This is a genomic window from Virgibacillus oceani (assembly GCF_041521345.1).
GTDB lineage: Bacteria > Bacillota > Bacilli > Bacillales > Amphibacillaceae > Virgibacillus_N > Virgibacillus_N oceani_A.
Window position 1 is genome coordinate 63,663 of record NZ_JBGOHB010000002.1, and the last position, 15,599, is coordinate 79,261.

At 37.9% G+C, this 15,599-nt stretch carries 15 protein-coding genes and 1 pseudogene; 6 read left to right on the forward strand and 10 right to left on the reverse strand.

The features are described from left to right. The first annotated feature begins 261 nt into the window (after nucleotides 1-261). The 3 genes from ACDX78_RS02355 to ACDX78_RS02365 are packed head-to-tail and all read left to right on the forward strand — an operon-like array spanning nucleotide 262 to nucleotide 2,237. Nucleotides 262-684, forward strand: coding sequence for a helix-turn-helix domain-containing protein (locus ACDX78_RS02355; protein ID WP_486025296.1), 423 nt, complete (start codon nucleotides 262-264; stop codon nucleotides 682-684). A 10-nt stretch (nucleotides 685-694) separates the two neighbouring features. After that, a complete protein-coding gene (locus tag ACDX78_RS02360; protein ID WP_486025033.1) occupies nucleotides 695-1,105 on the forward strand; it encodes an ImmA/IrrE family metallo-endopeptidase in 411 nt (136 codons plus the stop codon). Between the two features lie 40 nt (nucleotides 1,106-1,145). Then, nucleotides 1,146-2,237, forward strand: coding sequence for a site-specific integrase (locus ACDX78_RS02365; RefSeq protein WP_486025035.1), 1,092 nt, complete (start codon nucleotides 1,146-1,148; stop codon nucleotides 2,235-2,237). Nucleotides 2,238-2,294: 57 nt separating this feature from the next. Here the strand turns inward: ACDX78_RS02365 and ACDX78_RS02370 are convergent, their stop codons facing one another. From ACDX78_RS02370 to ACDX78_RS02400, 7 genes and pseudogenes are all read right to left on the reverse strand, one after another. Next, a complete protein-coding gene (locus tag ACDX78_RS02370) occupies nucleotides 2,295-2,576 on the reverse strand; it encodes a competence protein ComK (protein ID WP_486025037.1) in 282 nt (93 codons plus the stop codon). 291 nt (nucleotides 2,577-2,867) lie between these two features. Next, nucleotides 2,868-2,990, reverse strand: coding sequence for a hypothetical protein (locus tag ACDX78_RS02375; protein WP_486025039.1), 123 nt, complete (start codon nucleotides 2,988-2,990; stop codon nucleotides 2,868-2,870). A gap of 288 nt (nucleotides 2,991-3,278) precedes the next feature. After that, a pseudogene (locus ACDX78_RS02380) lies at nucleotides 3,279-4,301 on the reverse strand (AMP-binding protein); the annotation flags it as partial. Between the two features lie 194 nt (nucleotides 4,302-4,495). Beyond that, entirely contained in the window at nucleotides 4,496-5,659 is a 1,164-nt protein-coding gene (locus tag ACDX78_RS02385) for an acyl-CoA dehydrogenase family protein (RefSeq protein ID WP_486025041.1), read from the reverse strand. A 311-nt stretch (nucleotides 5,660-5,970) separates the two neighbouring features. Then, on the reverse strand, nucleotides 5,971-6,699 hold the full coding sequence (locus tag ACDX78_RS02390) for a hypothetical protein (RefSeq protein WP_486025042.1): 729 nt from the start codon (nucleotides 6,697-6,699) through the stop codon (nucleotides 5,971-5,973). A 677-nt stretch (nucleotides 6,700-7,376) separates the two neighbouring features. Next, nucleotides 7,377-8,372 (reverse strand): lipoate--protein ligase, encoded by a 996-nt coding sequence (gene lplA, locus ACDX78_RS02395; protein WP_486025044.1) that lies wholly within the window; start codon nucleotides 8,370-8,372, stop codon nucleotides 7,377-7,379. A 78-nt stretch (nucleotides 8,373-8,450) separates the two neighbouring features. After that, nucleotides 8,451-9,179, reverse strand: a complete 729-nt coding sequence (locus ACDX78_RS02400) for an MBL fold metallo-hydrolase (protein ID WP_486025046.1) — start codon at nucleotides 9,177-9,179, stop codon at nucleotides 8,451-8,453. A 164-nt stretch (nucleotides 9,180-9,343) separates the two neighbouring features. Between ACDX78_RS02400 and yhfH the strand changes: the two genes are divergently transcribed. From yhfH to ACDX78_RS02415, 3 genes are all read left to right on the forward strand, one after another. Then, complete coding sequence (yhfH, locus tag ACDX78_RS02405; RefSeq protein WP_486025047.1) at nucleotides 9,344-9,472, forward strand: protein YhfH; 129 nt, start codon at nucleotides 9,344-9,346, stop codon at nucleotides 9,470-9,472. A gap of 302 nt (nucleotides 9,473-9,774) precedes the next feature. Continuing rightward, nucleotides 9,775-11,583 (forward strand): oligoendopeptidase F, encoded by a 1,809-nt coding sequence (gene pepF / locus ACDX78_RS02410; protein ID WP_486025048.1) that lies wholly within the window; start codon nucleotides 9,775-9,777, stop codon nucleotides 11,581-11,583. A gap of 81 nt (nucleotides 11,584-11,664) precedes the next feature. Further along, nucleotides 11,665-11,841, forward strand: a complete 177-nt coding sequence (locus tag ACDX78_RS02415) for a hypothetical protein (protein WP_486025049.1) — start codon at nucleotides 11,665-11,667, stop codon at nucleotides 11,839-11,841. Nucleotides 11,842-12,070: 229 nt separating this feature from the next. On the opposite strand, the gene hemY is transcribed toward ACDX78_RS02415, so the two are convergent. Genes hemY through hemE form a run of 3 tightly spaced genes read right to left on the reverse strand, consistent with a single transcriptional unit; the run spans nucleotide 12,071 to nucleotide 15,466 of the window. Next, nucleotides 12,071-13,474, reverse strand: a complete 1,404-nt coding sequence (gene hemY / locus ACDX78_RS02420; protein WP_486025050.1) for a protoporphyrinogen oxidase — start codon at nucleotides 13,472-13,474, stop codon at nucleotides 12,071-12,073. Continuing rightward, entirely contained in the window at nucleotides 13,474-14,409 is a 936-nt protein-coding gene (hemH, locus tag ACDX78_RS02425; protein ID WP_486025052.1) for a ferrochelatase, read from the reverse strand. Before hemH ends, hemY begins: the two co-directional genes overlap by 1 nt. Nucleotides 14,410-14,434: 25 nt before the next feature. Continuing rightward, a complete protein-coding gene (hemE, locus tag ACDX78_RS02430; protein ID WP_486025054.1) occupies nucleotides 14,435-15,466 on the reverse strand; it encodes a uroporphyrinogen decarboxylase in 1,032 nt (343 codons plus the stop codon). Between the last annotated feature and the right edge of the window lie 133 nt (nucleotides 15,467-15,599).

A 15,599-nucleotide genomic window follows, 5' to 3' on the forward strand; every position in this document is an offset into this window, starting at 1 on the left:
AAAAGTATTGACAAAAATTAAAACTAGATTTAATATATAGACATAGCTAAATAAGACTATTAAAAGCCTGATACTGCACATTTCGTATGCTCCCCAGCAAAAAAATGTATTTAGATAGGTCGTATTTTTTATTGTCTTTTTTCGCTAATCGAATAGCTTACCTAGAGTATATTAAAACTAGATTTAAAAGTCAACTGTTTATATCAAATTTTTTAAATCTAGTTTTAATAAAAGGTTTGCTAAATGAAAGGAAACCTTGATATGAATGCTTTTGAACGTTTGAAAAAACTTTGTGATGAACAGAGGATTTCTGTCAATAGCTTAGAGGAAAGGCTGAAAATTGGTAGAAATTCATTATATTCATGGAAGAAAAATGTTCCAAAAGGAACTAATTTAATTAAAGTAGCTGATTACTTTGATGTATCTACTGATTACTTATTAGGTCGCACGGACAAGAAAAGATATTATGATTTAACCGAAAAAGATGAGAAGTCTATTCAGAAAGAATTGGAAGACATGTTACATAATATCGGTGATAGTGGTTTCGCTGCATCTGATGGAAACACATTAGATGAAATGGATCCGGAAGACAGGGAGTTATTAATTGCCTCTTTAGAACAATCACTACGGATTGCTAAAAGAGTAGCAAAACAAAAATTCACCCCTAAAAAATATAGAAACTAGGAGTGCTTTAATGGGAATTAAAAAGAAGGTTGGTCAATTAGTTAATAAATATGGTACAAGCAATCCGTTTGAAATAGCTGAAGCAAAAGGGATTATAGTGAGAATGGTTCCTTTGGGTGGGATATTGGGGTTCTACAGTAAACAGTTTCGTGTGTCTATCATCCATATTAATGACTCCATACCATATGAAAAGCAATTGTATACATGCGGTCATGAGTTAGGTCATGCTATTCTTCATCCGGATGCTAACACACCATTTTTAAAATCGTATACATATTACTCCACTGACAAAATGGAGCAAGAGGCTAACACGTTTGCAATGGAACTTTTATTTCTTCAGGGAGGTGATGAAATTGTAACAGTCAATGAAGCTGTAGAACATTATGGCATTCCAGAACAACTGCTCAGTAAATTTTTTTAACCTTTTAACAGAACAAATATTCTATATTGGAGGTAAAAAAGTGGCTATCTACAAAGATAAAAAGCGTGACACGTGGTACATTTCCGTTTATATAGGAGATGGGGGGAAAAGAAAGCGAATAGTAAGACGTGGGTTTAAAACGAGACCTGAAGCAAAGAAAGCAGAGGCCGAAATAATATTTAATGCAGAAATGTACAATTCGGATAATCCTTTGTTTACGGATATAGTAGATGAGTTTATTAATAGCTATGAAAAGCAGCGAAAAGCCACATCGGTCCATAGATTAAAAAAAGAGTGTAGGCTTTATATCAAGCCATTTTTTGAAGGAAAATATATACAAAACATCAAAAAACGCGATATAAAGAAATTCCATGATTTTTTATTAGATAAATTATCTATGACATCGGCTAAAAATGTGCATGGGTATCTTTCATCTATTTTAAATTATGCTGTTGAGATGGAGTATTTAAATAGTAATGTGGCTCGTGAAGTAGGAAATATCAGAGGCTCTGACGATAAAGAAATGGATTACTGGACGCTAGATGAGTTCAAATTATTTTTAACTCATGTAGAAGATAACACATATAAGGCTTTATTTATGACACTTTTTTATAGCGGCATGCGCTTAGGTGAAGCAATTGCTCTCACGTGGAAGGACGTAGACTTTGATAACAACATCATCCATATTAACAAGACCGCAAATTTAAACAAGATCACCACGCCAAAAACAAAAACATCAATAAGGAAAATAAAAATGCCGCAGCATACGATGAACGCAATTGCTACGGTTAAATTAGAAACCAAACCTAAACATGACTATTTTGTATTTGGAGAATACTGTACGCACAAACCACGTACCACTGTTACTAATTACTTTATAAGGTATATCCGGCGTATTAATAAAAGTGTTAATTTAAAACAAATCCGTGTGCATGATTTGCGACACTCTCACGCTTCTTATTTGATCAACAAAGGGTACGACATCCAAATAATTAGTAAACGCCTAGGACACGCTAAAGTGTCCACCACATATGATATTTACGCGCATTTATATCCAAACAAAGAAGATGAAGCTATCAAAGATATGGAAGATGATTTTAAGTCTGCTGATGTCATCAAATTTGCTAAATAGTATCATATAGTGTATCACGGTTTTTCAAAACACTGTTGTGTCAGGACTCAAGCACTCTCATGTTGGAAAGAAATACATACCACTCAAGGGATCAATGGCAATAGGGGATTTATAATTGATCCTGCTAACACCCCTGGTCCCTTCCTGTCTGCCTTTGAGACTCGCTCCAAAAAATTTACAGGCTTGTTCGATAATCTTGGTTGGAGGGCTATTAACAATATAATTTGTTTCCTCCTCAAATACTTGTGAGGCTATATTGCCTTTTCCATCCAGTTGCTTGATGATAGCCATTGTTGTGGGAATTACTTCCGGAGTTGTATCATAAAAATCGTAAAACATGTAATCATTCCTCTCATTTAAACAATGAAAAGAAAGTAGCTATCTACTAATTTACCAAAATTTCATAGAAAAAGATAGTAGAAAATTAAATTTTATCAAATTTTTCGGCGAGCTAAGAAAGCATAAGACTTTTTTAGCTGCATAAGGCCATAAGGAGCTACAGTTTGATCCATTGCAAACCTAAAATTCATGTTATTTTAACTAAGGATTTCACTATTCGGGCTTGTACTTTAAAGCATAAGGGCTTCTAAGAAGATCTTTAGCAATAAGCCAAGCTTTCTAATATTATTTTCATGTTTTCGTTTTCTGCTCCTTATCCCCTTTTGCCCCTTCTGTTTGTTCATGTCCAGCCGAAAAGTCGGGATTCAACAAAGTAAACGTAGCTAATTCCGGATTATCTTTTTTCTGTTTCATTTAAAACACACTCCTTTTTCATAGTCTGGCTGATTGATGAAAAAATCATACCTTTGTTCAGCAGATTTTGTATTTGCTTAGCATGATATTACAAAAGCATAATTGAATGTATAAGTTTCTTATACTTGGATGGAGTGAATCTTTGGTTTATCGTGTGGAGGTGAATAACCTGGGAAATGCAGCCAAGTTGGCTTAAAAGCCATTACCAAGCCCTTATATTATTCTGCAATAAAAAATTGGGGAGCACCGTCCCCAATATATGTTCAAAGGTAATATATGTTATTTCCGTTAATTTGTTACTTTGTCCCTGAGATTTTTTCTGAGTATTTTTCCTGTTGTATTTTTTGGTAGCCCTTCCAGAAATTCTTTTCTGGAAGGGACTTTCTAGTTTACTAGCTGTTCTTTACAATAGTTTATTAATAGTTCCTCCGTCAATTGCGGATCATCAGTGACAACAAAGCTTACGACCATTTCCCGGCTTTCTTCATGGGGTTTCCCTATAACTGCTACCTCGCTGACATTCGGATGAGAGTATAGAACTTCTTCTATTTCCCTAGGATACATTATAACCTCCAACAAGCATCAAATCTTTTTTCTGTCAACGATATAGAAATATCCCTCATCATCCATGTGTGCCATATCCCCTGTGTACAGCCATCCATCCCGTATGACATTGCTATTTCTTCCGGTAATTTATAATAACCAAGCATCCGGACAATTAATTCCCCCACTCCACCAGGCTCAATCTCTTCCCCGAATTCATCGACAACTTTATTCTCCACATTGACGATACTTCTTCCGATAGAACCCAGTTTACGAGGACGGCCAAGCGGATCGAAGCAAGTTACCGAAAAAGCTTCGGACAACCCGTAACCTTCCTGGAATTGAACGTTAAAAGTCTGTTCAAAATTCTTTAATAATGCAACCGGCATGGACGCCCCACCGGAAATAAATAAACGCATGTCAGATAAAATATCTGTATTCTCTTTTCCGCCTTCCAATAAATAAATTATACATCGTAGGTACACCGGCAAATACAGTCGAATCATTTTCTATTGTTAAACGAAATACTTCCTGTGGGGAAAAATTCGGCAGAATGATCACCGTTCCGCTGTTCATTAACGGAGCATTTAATGCTACCGTTAAACAGAATACATGGAACATGGGCAACGCTGCAATAACTTTATCTTCTCCACCAATCGTCAAATAATCCGCTACATCCTTTGCATTAGAGTAAAGATTTTTATGTGACAACATCGCACCTTTTGGCTTCCCCGTCGTTCCTGAAGTATACAGAATAAGCGCTAAATCGGTCCTTCAAAGTTGGTGCTGCCTTCCTGAATCAAGAAGAGATATTCAAGCCTAGCAGGAATGTTCTCTAGGCGAGAAGTTGGGGATTACGGGGGAGGAAGACATTTAGAGGAGATTTTATCCAAATCTCCTCAAGGATCCAGTGCTAGTTGAACTTTAAAAGACAGCCACCTGCAAAGAGTTATCTTAATAACTTATTGTATTGCAGAATTTTTCATGGATTGGTCAGCAAGCTGCATGATGGTCATATCGTCCATTGGCGGATTGTGCAGGCCTGCCCGGACATCCCGGTAGTAGCGCTGTAAGGGATTTTTCTCAGACAAACTTCGCGCACCAACAATTCTCATGGCAAGGTCCACAGCCGTTACTGCCTTATTGATGACAGCTAATTTCACTGCTCCCAGTTCCGGTCCCATCGTATTTCTTATTTCCTCACTGCTTTCATCCCACTTTTTGGCGACTGAATGAAGAAAATGGTCTGATTCCATAAGCAGAAGTTCAATTTCACCCATTTTCTGTTTCACATTCGGCAATTCAGAAATGGTACCAGAAATACTGTTTGGAGAATAATTCGCAGCAAAATCCACTGCTTCTTTTTGTGCAGCTTGTGCAATCCCTAAATAGCAAGCAGGAATATGAAGCAGCCATCCTGCAGGGGTTTTTTTCTTTGATGATAATACCTCTACCAAGTCATCTTCTTCCACATGCACATTTTCCAATACCAGGTCATGGCTCCCGCTGCCGCGCATCGCAATAGAATCCCAGGTTTCTTCTACTTTTACGCCTGGCCTTTCACGTTTAACAAGAAAACTGCCAACATCCTCCGTACCTTCAATGAATGCACTAACCGCAAAATATTGCAAAATGGGAGCCAAAGTAGTAAATTTTTTCCTGCCGTTGATTACCCAGCCATTTTCCGTTTGTTTTGCACTAGTTTCCGGTCTGCCGCCACGAGTAGGGCTACCTGTGGCTGGTTCGGTTGCAGCATTATTCAGCAAGGCACCATTTTCTATGACATCTTTCGCTACTGCGGCATATATTTCCTCTTTCCAAATGTCATTTTCTCCAAGATGTTTCATTAACCCCATATGCCAGCCAATCGATAAAGCTGTGGATCCATCCGCTTTACCGATGATTTGCTGATAAGTCAGTAACTCATCCAACGAGACACCACCTCCTCCATACTTCTTTGGTATGGTTAAGGCAGGGTATCCAATTGCCTGCAAGTCTTTAAAATTTTCAAAAGGAAAAGTAACATCCTTATCATGTTTCTTTGCTCGCTCTCCAAAAGAGGCTGCTGTTTTGGACAGAAGTTCTATTCTTTCTTCTTTTATTTCTAGTTCTAATAATTTTGTCATTGCCAATGCCCTCCATCACGCTGTGTAGTCTTTTAAACATAGTAAAATGATAAGTATAATAAATTATTTCACGATTTGAATTAAAATTCAATCATATGATAGCACTTAGTTCTTTGCTTACATTTTTTGATTTCTCGTCGCATTAAAAGTCAGACTGCCTATAACAATAACGGATTTACTTGTGAGGTGCAAAACGTTAAATTACATCATAATTCACAAAGTAATTCGTACTATTTTCGCAACAGATTTCACAGTATAAATCACACTTAAAAGGCTTAGAGAAATTTATTCTTAAGCCTTATTTGTTATAATTAATATCCATTACTTAAAGCCTTAATATTAGAGTTTATCTCCTTAACCATTTTTATTGGATCGTCAGTCCTGAATACGACAGTTTTAACATATTTTTTTCTTCCATATGAACTCATCATTAAAGCAGGTTCTTTTAAAAAGATTTCATACTGTGGAGAATCCAAATTCAAAAGTGAATAGTACGTTTCTTTAGGTGTCTTTTCCCCAATGCCACCTTGTTCTTTAGCGGTTTCTATACTTTCTATATTTTTAATATCTAATTCAATACTGCTCTGATATCCAAGGCGAATAATGAGCTTATCAAAATAAATAATATGTGGTAAAAATCTTACAGAATTATATAGCCCTATCATATACAGCAAAGCGTAAATATTTAGTATCGTAAAAATCCAGGCAGCAACATCACTCCATAACTGGATAAGAGAATGTAATAAGATTCCTTCTAATATAATTAGAATAGAAAACACGATTACAATAGCCTTTATCTGTGAATTCTTATGATAAGAATAGACTTTTCCTTTTTCAATTACGGGGTGCTTTTTGAACCATCCTACTATTGAGTAATAGAAAACACTTAGTTCTGTTAAAATTGCTCCTAAAACAAAACCATTTCCTAATTTAGGTTCAAGTGATATTCTCGTTATTTCAAGAAAATCATTATCTTTACTTTTATTGTTTCTCTTATGGCGAATAATGCTTTTAATAATACTATACACAACTACAATCACGATACTAACTTCCAAAACAGGTATAAGCCAAATCAAAATCTGATTAAAGAATCCCTTTTGCGAAGAAGGGATTATTATATAGGAAACTCCCAAGCATAAAATAAATGAAAAATATACTAATAATTTCGACAATGATCTTGGACGAATAAATAGCCAATGGACGCTCATTGGAGGTAGTATTATTAGTGTTAAGGTTAATATAATTACTATAATGCTGCTAATATTATCTATACGTAAGATAAAGTAACATCCACCCATAAAACTTAGGAGGAACACAAGTAAAATTGGAGCATAGAATTTATTTATGACCAATACCTCCCCAATTGAAATTACACTTTCTCTTGTTCCACTGTTGCGTTAGTTTAAGCATAAAGTTTCACAATCCCTGTATAATTTCTATTATCATTTTAACATAAAAATTCAAATAACTTTGTTTCTAACAGCAATTCACACCATAAATCGCAATAAATTCATAAAACGGAAATATTTATTTCTGTACTTGTGAAAACGGGCGTGTTTTACTATAAGAAATTCAAATAAAATTCGATAAATCCTTATATAGCAATAAAATTATCGCAGTGAATTCTATTATGAATATCACTGCGATAATGTTGGTGCATGGGTTGTTTGCACCTCTGAAGTAAACCCGTTACTATAACAAGCAGTCTGACCTATGTTTAATAGATTAAGTTAATAAAATCTTCTTTGGATATTTTCCCAAGATAATGGGGTACATCCACCTCTTCCAATGCATCTTCAATTGCCTGGCGGTTATGGCGTACACCTTTTAATCGATCTTCTATTACGCTAATCTCCCCAATACCGAAGAAATCACCATAAATTTTACAGTTTTCAATCATTCCTTTTTTCACATCCAAGCGTACATCAACTAAACCTGCATCAAATTTATGGGATTCCTGAATATTGAAATCAGGAGATTTACCATAATTCCAGTCCCATTTTTGATAGCGTTCTTCAGAGATTTTATGGATGTTTTTCCAATCTTCTTCTGTTAATTCGTAACGAGGTACATCTGCTACATCCTCTACATCAAACACATAGCGCAAAATAAGTTCCTTAAATTGCTGCATTGTAATTTTTTCTTCAAGATATTCCGAAATATTGGCCACGCGGCTGCGGATGGATTTAATTCCTTTGGATTCAATTTTTTCTTTTCTTACATTCAATGCAGAAACAACATGTTCTATTTCCGAATCAAGCATAAGCGTTCCATGGCTGAACATCCGCCCCCTTGTGGAGAACATGGCATTCCCGGAAATTTTCCGTCCTTCCACCGCCAAATCATTTCTCCCCTGCAATTCTGCCGGCACACCATGTTTATTAAGTGCTTCCACCATCGGTTTAGTAAATTTAGCGAAGTTTTGAAAACTCTCCCCGTCATCCTTGGTAATGAAGCTAAAATTCAAATTCCCTTCATCATGATAGACAGCACCACCGCCCGAAAGACGGCGAACTACTTTTATATCATTTTTATCAACATATTCTGTGTTGATTTCTTCAACTGAGTTTTGATTACGACCGATGATGATAGATGGCTCATTTACATAAAATAATAGATATGTATCTTTCTCACCAAAGTTTTGCAAAATATACTCTTCAATTGCCAGATTAATTCTTGGATCTGTAATATTTTGGTTGTCAATAAATTTCATGATCGCATATCCTCCTAAATTTTGTCCTGCTTTTAATTGTAATGTAAAAGATTTTCTGAATCAAAAATTAGCGCTGGATCATTGCCAAACTAAACCTTCCTCTGCCAGCTGGACCTTGCCTTCATAATATCTCCCAGCTTCCTCGATTAATTGCTGACGATTTCCGTATTGCGGCAAATGGCTGAGCATTAATTCTTTGACTTTCGCTTTACCGGCAATGATTCCACCTTCTTCACTCGTCATATGCCCCGCCTGCGATGCATTTCCTCCTGCGTAAAAATTGCAATCGGTAATCAGCAAATCCGTACCTTTGGCAAAATCAATCCATTCTTCTTTATAGGATGTATCCGCTGTATAAACAATTGTCTTTTCTCCATCGCAAAACCGCATCCCAAAGCATGGCACTGGATGTTTCGTTTTTAAAAAGTTAATTGTAAAAGGGCCAATTTCCAAAGCGGCTGCTGGATCATACGCCGTCCCTTCCGTATATTGATGGGACAAAGATTGGAAACCAGCATGGTCTTCTGCATGACCATAAATAGGGAGCACTGTCTTTTGTCCTGTTACATAATAGTTCACCAACCTGGCATACTGTAGTACACCTATATCTGCAATATGATCCTGATGGTAATGAGAAATGATGGCGGCATCCAAATCTCCTGCCGATATGTAATTTTGCAGTTTTGATAATGAACCGCTCCCTGCATCAATCAATAAAGAAAAATTATCTTTTTCTAATAAGTAACAAGAGGTCGCCCCATTTGCTGCAGGATATCCTCCCCAATAACCTATGACAGTCAGTTTCATGCTTACACCTCCACTGCATTTTTGTATCTATCCTTTAGTATAACCTTTTTCTGCTAAAAGAAAAAAATATAATTCTTTACAATGAATGTTGTAATACAGTGTTGCGTAATTCCTTCTGTTGTAATACAATAATATTAATCAAACACCACAAGGAGGAATTACAGATGGTTAGTGTCGTTGAATTCTTTAGAAATTTGCCTAAGAAAAAATGCAGAAAATGCGGTCATGCCATGCATGAGAAAGCCGATTGCTATGGTAATTTGTGTGATGAATGTGACCATCCTGCACGATAGATTTCATAGTGAAAGCCAATTAAAATAACCTAACCTGTTTATAATGCCAAATTTTCTACAGCTGTTCTATAATAGCTGTATTTTTTTGCCATCATATGGAAGGAGTATATGTCTAATTAATACGTATACCATTTAAATATTGCATTCTGTTTATTGTATTTTTACGTATCACTGTCGTGCAGAGAAAATGACATTACACCATAATCGGCTGTTTAATGATAGCTGTTTTCTTTTAGCCAAACAAATCGTAGAATGCTATAATTATTTTGAGTTTCGAAATAATTTATCGGAAGGGGAATAACATGTCTACTGCTAAAAGATTGAATCGCTCCGAAGTACCTAAGGAGCAAACCTGGAATTTGACGGATTTATTTACTTCAGAAGAGGAATGGAATGAAGCATTACATAACGTTCAACAAGAAGTACATCTTGTTGAACAGTATAAAGGAAAGCTGGCTTCAAGTGCTGGTGACCTGCTTCACTGTCTAAGGACTTTGGAGGAATATCAACAGCGGCTCGTCCGTGTTTCTGCGTATGCGAGTTTACGGGCAAATAGTGATGGCGGCGACCCTGATAACCAGCGCGATGCAGCGAAAGTGGCAACAGCACTTGCAGGGATCAGTACCAAGTTATCTTTTGTTCAATCCGAATTGCTGGAAATTCCGGAAGATAAAATAAAGAAATTTTTAAATGAGGAACCAAAATTACAAAACTACGAAAAAATGCTTCAGGATACTTTGGAAAAGAAGCCATATACACTAGCACCGGAGCTTGAAGAGTCATTAGCCGCACTGAGCGAGGTGCATAATGCGCCATATATGATATACAATCGCAGCAAATCATCGGATATGGAATTTGATGCTATTACAGATAAAGACGGTAATGAACATCCCATGTCAGCAGCTTTATATGAAGAACGCTATGAATTAACATCCGACACAGAATTGCGTCGGAACGCCTATCATTCTTTTACAAAAACATTAAATCAATATAAAAATACAATAGCGGCTAACTACGCCACAGAAGTGACGAAGCAGATTACGATGTCCCGTTTGCGTTCCTATGATTCTGTTACAGATATGTTACTGCAGCCGCAGCAAGTAACAAAAGAAATGTATTATAATCAATTGGACGTACTGCAAAAAGAACTGGCCCCTCACATGAGGCGTTATGCAAAATTAATGAAAGAGAAACTTGGATTGGAGAATCTGCATTATTCCGATCTTAAAGCACCAATTGATCCGGAGTTCAATCCCGAAACAACGTATGAAAAAGCAACTTCTGCCATTTTGGACGCACTCGAAGTGATGGGGCCGGAGTATACCGAAATTATGAAACGGGCAATTAATGAAAGATGGGTGGATTACGCCGATAATGTCGGTAAAGCAACCGGTGCCTTTTGTTCAAGCCCTTATGGGGTGCACCCTTATATTTTAATCACTTGGACCGGCAATATGCGGGGCGCATTCGTTCTAGCTCACGAATTAGGCCATGCCGGGCATTTTTATCTGGCAGGAAAAAATCAGACACTGGCGAACACACGCCCTTCTACTTATTTTGTGGAAGCACCGTCTACGTTAAATGAACTGCTCCTAGCCAATCATTTAAAGGAAAACACAGATGATCCAAGAATGAAAAGATGGGTCGCGTCCCAGCTTTTAGGAACGTATTACCATAATTTTGTTACACATCTGCTGGAAGGTGAATTTCAGCGCAGAATATACACACTGGCAGAAGAAGGCATACCGTTAACAGAATCGGTACTAACCAAGCAAAAAAAGGAAGCACTTGAAGACTTCTGGGGGGATGCCGTTTCTATTGACGAAGCAGCAGGACTTACATGGATGCGCCAACCCCACTATTACATGGGACTCTATCCATACACCTACTCTGCCGGCTTAACGGTATCGACTGCTATCGCTCAAAAAATCCGTACGGAAGGACAAACAGCCGTGGATCGCTGGCTCGATGTTTTAAGAGCTGGCGGCACCATGAAACCACTTGACTTAATTAAAAATGCGAATGTAGATATGACAAATAAGGACACTATTAAAGATGCAGTTGCATTCGTCGGCTCCCTTGTTGATGAGTTGGAAAAGAGCTATGAGTAAAAGAGCATAGCATTAATAGAAAGCATGTGAAATCCTCGATTTCACATGCTTTTTGTTGCCTGGTGTTAGGGTGGTTTATACATGCGGGTGGAGCGAAAAGTTTATGAAGGACGTTTTAAGGCAATTTCTCATTTCGTCACTTATACGACTTATGATGTACCGAATGATGATGATTTTTTCCATTCGCTCACTTATATGGCTTATGAGCTACCGAGCGATGATGATTTTTTCTCATTCGGTCACTTATACAGCTTATGAGCTACCGAACTACGGTGGAATTTTCCCATTCGGTCACATAAAACCAATGACGGACGTTTTGAGGCAATTTCAACTACGAAAAGATCTTCATAAACTCGTCGAAGAACTTTTGATCGTTTTTCCATGAAAAAGTCGGCCATCAAACATTCTATAAACGAGAATTTTTTACCTGTCCTACACCGAAAATAGAAAAGTAGCAGAGAAACCTTCTTCCCTGCTACTGAAAACATCACTTATTCAAAAAATCCAGCACATCTCTAACAGCCTGCTCACCCTGTCCAATACAGTCTGGGATGCCGACGCCTTCAAAAGAACTTCCCGTCAAAAACACTCCCGGAATCGACTGTGCTGCTCCTTCCCGTACCTCGGAAATACGTTCCCTATGACCGACAGTATATTGCGGCATGGCGTTCTTCCACCTTGAAACGACACTAAATTCCGGTTTTTTCTTTATCTTCATCGTTTTACGTAAATCCGCTAAAACGATATCGGTAATCTCTTCATCTGAATAATCGACGACTTCCTGATCATTCGGTCTGCCAACATAGGCACGTAATAATACTTTTCCATCCGGTGTTGTGGATGGCCATTTTTTATGCGTCCATGTACAGGCAGTTATACGGTAATCACTATTTCGTGAAACAACAAAGCCTGTTCCATCAATATCCTTTTTAATAGCTGACCTGTCAAAAGCCATGGCAACATTTGCCACAGACGTTGATGGAATATCTTTTAATGTCTTGAAAAACGCATATTGACTGAACATTTTTGGCAGTGTGTGATGCGGCGTAGTCATCACAATGGCGTCTGCTTTTGCTACTTCGCCATTGCTCAGGAGCAAATGATAGAAGTTATCTTTTTTCTCTACATGATCCACGGCTGCATTTAGATCTACGGTCACGTTATCCAGCTTTTCTTCTATTGCTTTTATAAATATTTCGAGTCCTTCTTTAAAGGAAAAAAACATGCCGGGCTTTTTCCCGGTTGATTTTTGCGGTGGAGGCATCGTTTGCTGTAGTCCTTTTACAAGACTCCGGTGTTCCTGCTCCAAATGATAAAAGTTTGGGAATGTAGCCATCAAGCTCATATCATCAATATTCCCTGCATAAATCCCTGATAATAGCGGCTCAATTAGATTTTCCACCAGCTCATCACCAAATCGGCGTCGGAAAAACCCACCCAAGGACTGATCTTCCATTGCCTTTCCTTTAGGCAATACATAATCACCGCCTGCTCTAAGTTTCCCTTTCACTGAAAAAATCCCCGAGAATAAAAAAGGTTTAGCCTGTGTTGGTATACCCATAAAAGATCCGGCCGGCATTTTATGCAGTTTATTTCGAACTAAAATATAGGACTGTCCCGTTCCATTGCGAATCAGGTCATCTCCAATGCCAAGTTCTTCAGCAAGCTTCACTGCCGGTTCTTTCCTCGCCAGAAACGAATCCGGTCCCTGTTCAATAATGAAGCCATTCTTATTTTTCGTTTTAATTTTTCCGCCTAAACGCTCACTTGCTTCGATTAATTGAACGGTATATGGCAGTTTCTTTTCCTTAATCTTTTTTTGCAAATAGTAAGCAGCGGATAAACCGGTTATTCCGCCGCCTACAATGACTATATTTTTACTGTTTGCCATTAACCTTCACTCTTTACTTTTCTTAATACAATACTTTTTAGTGTATCAATAAATTGAGTATCCGCATTTGGCATTTCCGGGCGGTAATAATTTGCCCCGACATCATCACATACCACTTTACATTCATAATCATTGTCATATAAAACTTCCAAGTGATCAGCTACAAAGCCGACAGGTGCATATACAAAAGAAGTGTATCCTTCCTGCTCAAACAGGTCCCGTGTTAAGTCTTGAACATCCGGGCCAAGCCATGGATCAGGCGTGTTTCCTTCACTTTGCCAGCCGATTTCGTAATTTTTCACATCCGCCTCTTCTGCAATTAATTTAGCTGTTTCTTCCAGCTGCTGCACATATGGATCACCGTCTTGCAGAATTTTCTCAGGTAAACTGTGTGCAGATACAATCAGTACTGCTTTTTCTCGCTCTGCTGCATCCATTCCCGAGTAGATTTCACGAATATTGTCAGCCCAAAACTTGATAAAACCGGGCTCATTATACCAGCTTTCCACGGATTCGATATGGATACCATGCTTTTCAGCTTCTTCCTTCGCCCGTCCATTGTATGATTTCACACTGAATGTGGAATAATGAGGGGCGAGTACAATAGAAACTGCTTCTTTGATGCCATCATCAGCCATTTGCTGAAGGGCATCTTCAATAAATGGCGTGATATGTTTTAACCCTATATATACTTTAAACTCCATTTCATCCTGCGCTTCATTCAAGCTTTTCTCAAGGGAATATGCCTGGTCTTCAGTTATTTTTGCCAATGGAGAAATTCCGCCAATTGCTTTATAACGGCCTTTCAAATCCTGCAGCGCATCCGCTTCAGGCTTCCTTCCATGGCGGATATGCGTATAATAAGGTTCAATGTCTTCCTCTTTGTATGGTGTACCGTAAGCCATCACGAGTAATCCCATTTTTCTTTTTCCCATGTTAAAACACCTCTTCTTGAAAATATTACTGTTTTGAATACGTATGGATGAGTTCTGTTAATTTCTGTAATGTTGCAGGTTTAATATCCGGTGTAACCCCATGTCCCAGATTAAATACATGCTTCCCTTGTTCTTTCCCATCATCTAGTATATCTTTTGTCCGTGTTTCAATGGTTTCCCAATCAGCTAGTAAAATAGCCGGATCCAAATTTCCCTGGAGTACTTTTGTTACCCCCATTTGACGAGCTTCTGTAATAGAAGTGCGCCAATCCAGCCCAATAACATCTACAGGCAGATCATTCCATTCCATTAAAAGATGTCTGGCTCCAACGCCAAATAAGATGAGAGGAACATTTTCTTCTTTCAATTTTGTAAAAATCCTATTCATAATCGGTTTAATAAAGACCCGGTAGTCAGCAGCATTTAAAGCACCTACCCATGAATCAAAAACCTGCACCGCTTTAACTCCGGCTTTTATCTGTGCTTTTACATACTTAACGATCATAGCTTCCAGTTTATCCATCAATGCAAACCATGTTGCAGGGTCCCCATACATGAGCGCCTTTGTTTTACTGTAATTTTTGGATGGGCCGCCTTCAATCATATAACTTGCTAATGTAAACGGTGCACCGGTAAAGCCGATTAATGGCACATCCAGTTGTTCTTCCGTTAAAAGGCGGATCGTATCCAATACATAGGAAACGTCATTTTCCGGAATGATTTGACCGAGCATTTCCACATCACGCATCGTTTCAATTGGATTATGAATCACCGGACCAATCCCTGACTTGATTTCCACGTCAACCCCCAGTGCAGGAAGTGGAGACATAATGTCTTTGTACAAAATAGCTGCATCGGTGCCATACTGTTCCACAGGCAAACGGGTGACATATGCACACAGTTCTGGCTGATGCGTAATCTCAAATAAAGAATACTTTTCCTTCAGCTTCCTGTATTCCGGCTGGGATCTGCCAGCTTGACGCATAAACCAAGCTGGCGTGTAGTCTGTTTTTTCTCCATTATAAGCTTTTAGTATCGTATCATTTAACTTATTCACGTTAATTTCACCCTTTTTATATTTTCAACCATTACTAACTATATCGTTTTATTTCAAACATGTATATGAAAGTAAAATGATTGTCATGAATTTGTCTAATTTTTGAATGAGCGTTGTCTTTATCCATTATAGG

Coding starts and splice junctions, on each gene's coding strand:
- yhfH (WP_486025047.1), top strand. CDS start 9,344: ATGGTTAGTGTCGTTGAATTCTTTAGAAATTTGCCTAAGAAAAAATGC.
- hemH (WP_486025052.1), bottom strand. CDS start 14,409: ATGGGAAAAAGAAAAATGGGATTACTCGTGATGGCTTACGGTACACCA.
- lplA (WP_486025044.1), bottom strand. CDS start 8,372: ATGAAATTTATTGACAACCAAAATATTACAGATCCAAGAATTAATCTG.
- ACDX78_RS02360 (WP_486025033.1), top strand. CDS start 695: ATGGGAATTAAAAAGAAGGTTGGTCAATTAGTTAATAAATATGGTACA.
- ACDX78_RS02355 (WP_486025296.1), top strand. CDS start 262: ATGAATGCTTTTGAACGTTTGAAAAAACTTTGTGATGAACAGAGGATT.
- ACDX78_RS02400 (WP_486025046.1), bottom strand. CDS start 9,179: ATGAAACTGACTGTCATAGGTTATTGGGGAGGATATCCTGCAGCAAAT.
- ACDX78_RS02415 (WP_486025049.1), top strand. CDS start 11,665: ATGCGGGTGGAGCGAAAAGTTTATGAAGGACGTTTTAAGGCAATTTCT.
- ACDX78_RS02375 (WP_486025039.1), bottom strand. CDS start 2,990: ATGAAACAGAAAAAAGATAATCCGGAATTAGCTACGTTTACTTTGTTG.
- ACDX78_RS02370 (WP_486025037.1), bottom strand. CDS start 2,576: ATGTTTTACGATTTTTATGATACAACTCCGGAAGTAATTCCCACAACA.
- pepF (WP_486025048.1), top strand. CDS start 9,775: ATGTCTACTGCTAAAAGATTGAATCGCTCCGAAGTACCTAAGGAGCAA.
- ACDX78_RS02385 (WP_486025041.1), bottom strand. CDS start 5,659: ATGACAAAATTATTAGAACTAGAAATAAAAGAAGAAAGAATAGAACTT.
- hemY (WP_486025050.1), bottom strand. CDS start 13,474: ATGGCAAACAGTAAAAATATAGTCATTGTAGGCGGCGGAATAACCGGT.